The 3,434-nt window shown below is 51.9% G+C and carries 2 protein-coding genes and 2 pseudogenes; 2 read left to right on the top strand and 2 right to left on the bottom strand.

The window, feature by feature from the left end; genetic code table 11:
* Window positions 1–400 (top strand): annotated as a pseudogene (locus MST27_RS22025) (Tn3 family transposase); the annotation flags it as partial.
* A 32-nt stretch (window positions 401–432) separates the two neighbouring features.
* On the opposite strand, the pseudogene MST27_RS22020 reads toward MST27_RS22025, so the two are convergent.
* Window positions 433–726, bottom strand: a pseudogene (locus MST27_RS22020) (Tn3 family transposase); the annotation flags it as partial.
* Between the two features lie 300 nt (window positions 727–1,026).
* Window positions 1,027–1,947 carry a cation diffusion facilitator family transporter gene (locus MST27_RS22010; RefSeq protein WP_008569956.1) on the bottom strand — a complete coding sequence of 307 codons (921 nt, stop codon included), beginning with the start codon at window positions 1,945–1,947 and terminating at the stop codon, window positions 1,027–1,029.
* A gap of 377 nt (window positions 1,948–2,324) precedes the next feature.
* Here MST27_RS22010 and MST27_RS22005 point away from each other — a divergent pair, with 377 nt between their 5' ends.
* Complete coding sequence (locus tag MST27_RS22005) at window positions 2,325–2,654, top strand: hypothetical protein (protein WP_243607991.1); 330 nt, start codon at window positions 2,325–2,327, stop codon at window positions 2,652–2,654.
* The last annotated feature ends 780 nt before the right edge of the window (window positions 2,655–3,434 follow it).

Here is a 3,434-nt window from a genome sequence, read left to right as displayed (position 1 = left end):
GGCCAACAACTACATCGCTGTGTTCCAGCACTTCATCCCACCTGGCATCTGGGAGGCGATTTACGTAATTGAGGGGCTGCTTAAGGCTGATCTGAGTGTCGAGGCAGACACTGTGTATTCAGATACTCAGGGGCAATCGGCGACAGTCTTTGCGTTCACCCATCTGCTGGGCATCAATCTGATGCCGCGTATACGGAACTGGCGTGACCTGGTGATGTGCCGGCCGGATCGCGGCGCGTCTTACAAGCATATCAACCGCCTGTTCACCGACACTGCAGACTGGCACTTGATCGAAACTCACTGGCAAGATCTGATGCAGGTCGCGCTGTCCATCCAGGCCGGCAAAATCTCCTCGCCTATGCTGCTGCGAAAACTCGGCTCCTATAGCCGGCGCAACAAGGGGAGCCCGCAGAATTCGGAAAAAATCGTACGCTAAGGTTTTCCGGGCATCCGTAGGGGCCGAAACTTCCCGTCTTCCAGTCTGCGGCTCTGCCGCCAGACGTAATCGCCGGTTAGGTTGATGTGCTCCCAGCCCAGCGGCGACAGGAATTGCAGCAGCTCGCCGTCCACCGGCTTGCCGGCCTCGACCAACCCCTGGGTGGCGCGTTCCAGGTACACCGTGTTCCACAGCACGATAGCCGCCGTCACCAGGTTGAGGCCGCTGGCCCGGTAGCGCTGCTGCTCGAAGCTCCGATCCCTGATTTCCCCAAGGCGGTTGAACCGTTTCCAGATCGCAGCTGAAGAGTGGGCGCTGGAAGCATTGTTCGGCGAATCATTTGCCCGCTACCGTGCACGAGTTCGCCGCTGGCTCTGAGCGTCCGCGGCGGTAGCGACTGGCGGGGCTTGCTCGTCGCTGCAGCCCGCCGAAGGAGCCACGACCTAGCCTAATCTCCTCGTGAGAGCTGATTTGGCCACATGCCGCTAACATGTCTCTGGTAGAGGACATAGCGCCAATAGTGATGTCGCAAGTTCACTCCGTTGATATCGAGCTAACTACCTAGCAACAGCGTTGAGCGCAAAGCAGGCTTATGCTTCGCTGCGATGACTGTCGGCCTGCCTGGTGTCGATACAAACACTGCCGTCTAGCTCCATTTCAAGTGTCGAGTGGCTGACTTTGAATCGCTCATGAAGTACACGTTTTAAATCAGTCTTCACTCGTTCAATTTCGGGCAGGCTAGCCTTCTTGATGACAACGTGAGCTTCCAATGCAGTTGAATGTTCGGCAATTTCCCAGACATGTACGTGGTGAACACTCACAACGTCGTCCACTTGCTCCATGACATTGATTATATCAGTGATGGAAACTCCTTCTGGTGCGCCCTCCATTAACAAGTGAATGGTTTTAGGTAGCATGCTAAAGCCCTGCCATAGCACGTAACCAGCAATCATCAGCGTCAGTACAGTATCTGTCCAATACCAGTCATACAGAAGGATTAATGTTCCGGCAATAATAACACCGACGGAGGCCAGCGCATCCGACACATTGTGCAAGAATGCCGCCTTTATATTCATGCTATTCTTAGACATTGTGTAGGTGAGCAAGGCCGTGACGACATCTACAATCAAGGCTATTCCCGCCACCACGACCACTGTCCATCCTTCAATGGGCTGTGGGGCAAAAAACCGACCTATAGCTTCGTAGATGAGGTAGAGACCAACGATAATCAGCGTGACCAAGTTAATCAAAGCCGCTATGGTTTCACTGCGTCGGTAGCCGAAGGTTTTAAAAGCATCTGGCGGTTTGCGACCGATTTTACGTGCGATGAGCGCAATAACCAGTGATGCGGCATCGCTCAAGTTATGTAGCGCGTCAGCTATGAGCGATAAACTGCCAGAAAGTATTCCTCCAACAACTTGTGCCAGAGTTAGCACAGTATTAACGCCAATGGCAGCGATTAAACGCTTATCGCCTATGGCTTCGGTGTTATGGTTATGTTCGTGAGCCATTGGTTTTTAACCGTCCTTAAATAACATAAGACAAGGATAGGGAGCCCAAAAAAGTAATAGATAATACTAGCACCAATACCATCTGGCCTTCCAAACCACACTGACAGAAATGCGACCACTCTCAAGCGAGTTCGTGCATTATCGTCTGAAACTTGCCGATAACTGGCCGATCCCTCTCAAACGTTAAACGACGTTGCTCGCTAATGATAGATGATGCGGCGTCAATCCGAAGATGACAAAATTGTAATCTTCCAATCATTCTTTTCGTAGGATAGGCCCTTGCAGATTGGTGCGCCTCGGTGCTGACATGACGAAGCAAGGCGCTCATGTCACCGCGCAATGGAAGCATTACATTTCAATAATGTAATGCTTGGCTCATGCTGCTGTTAACTTCAATCACGCAAAATTCATTCGAACCTGCAGGGCTCACCGAGAAAGCTCAGCAAGCCACCTTTGAATTTAGCGAGGACTGCCCTATGAATCTGTTGAAAGCTATTGTTGTTGGTTTGGTAATCTTCGGCTCCGCATTGTCTTATGCAGAAGATGGCTACGACCGCTCAATTAAATTTAATGAAAAATTCCGAGCAGATCAAAAACGAATTCACGGAACCGAATCCGCCAAACCAAAAGTAGACGAATTACAGATTAAGAATACCCGCCAAGATCAGAACAATACGGAAAGCAAGAAAGAAACCAAAGCTGACTAACCGCTTCATATCTGAACGATATTCGCCTCCGGCAGCTTCCAATCTCCTTTGGAAGCAGTTGCACTCTAAGCGCCCTTCGGGGCGCTTTTTTGTTTCCATAACTTGCCCGCAACATCGCTACCAGCGAATCGCCCGGAATTTATATAAGCCGTTTCGTTTAAGTCAGGCCGCCATTGCCTGATCTGTTGTTATTAGCCTTCGCAAGGATCATGTCCGAGTGAGCTGAACAGACGCTGTGGCGTACAGCGCACCCATGTCTGGGTCGCTATCTCAAAGGCCTCACGGTTCGCCCATGATTGACGGTGTCAGCTCGGCCTTGCACAGCCCGCTGATCGTTCCAGCCAGGGCTTTGTCGTAGCTATCGCCCTTTGCTGCCGACCGGGGCAGGTCAGTCGCTGTTTGCATAATCCTTCGTCAGCTCACCGTGGGTGAAAGCCATCAGCCGAGGAGGCGTATGTAGCGCGGAGTCATACGCACTAAGCGCTGAGCAATTTTTTATTTACCGCTTAGATGCATCAGACTGCGCCACAAAGGCTGTGCTGTCCGCTGCGCCGCTAATGAAACTGCGCTCCGATAATTAACGCGCCCCGTTCTCGCTAGCTAGCAAGAACGGGGCGTTGTGTGCCGCCATCCAATCTCTAGCTTGTTCTGTCAGCGGCCAACGCGATTTCTTGCTCCTCCAATTCGTCTTCGCGTCGATGAGCCATCTGGTAGAGCAACGGCAAAACTAATAGCGTTAGCACCGTTGAGGAGAGAATCCCCCCGATCACCACCGTCGCA

The organism is Stutzerimonas marianensis (assembly GCF_022810315.1).
Lineage (GTDB): Bacteria > Pseudomonadota > Gammaproteobacteria > Pseudomonadales > Pseudomonadaceae > Stutzerimonas > Stutzerimonas marianensis.
Note: the sequence above shows the minus strand (reverse complement) of the source record. Positions and strands in the feature narration are given on the sequence as shown.

Coding starts and splice junctions, on each gene's coding strand:
- MST27_RS22010 (WP_008569956.1), bottom strand. CDS start 1,947: ATGGCTCACGAACATAACCATAACACCGAAGCCATAGGCGATAAGCGT.
- MST27_RS22005 (WP_243607991.1), top strand. CDS start 2,325: ATGCTGCTGTTAACTTCAATCACGCAAAATTCATTCGAACCTGCAGGG.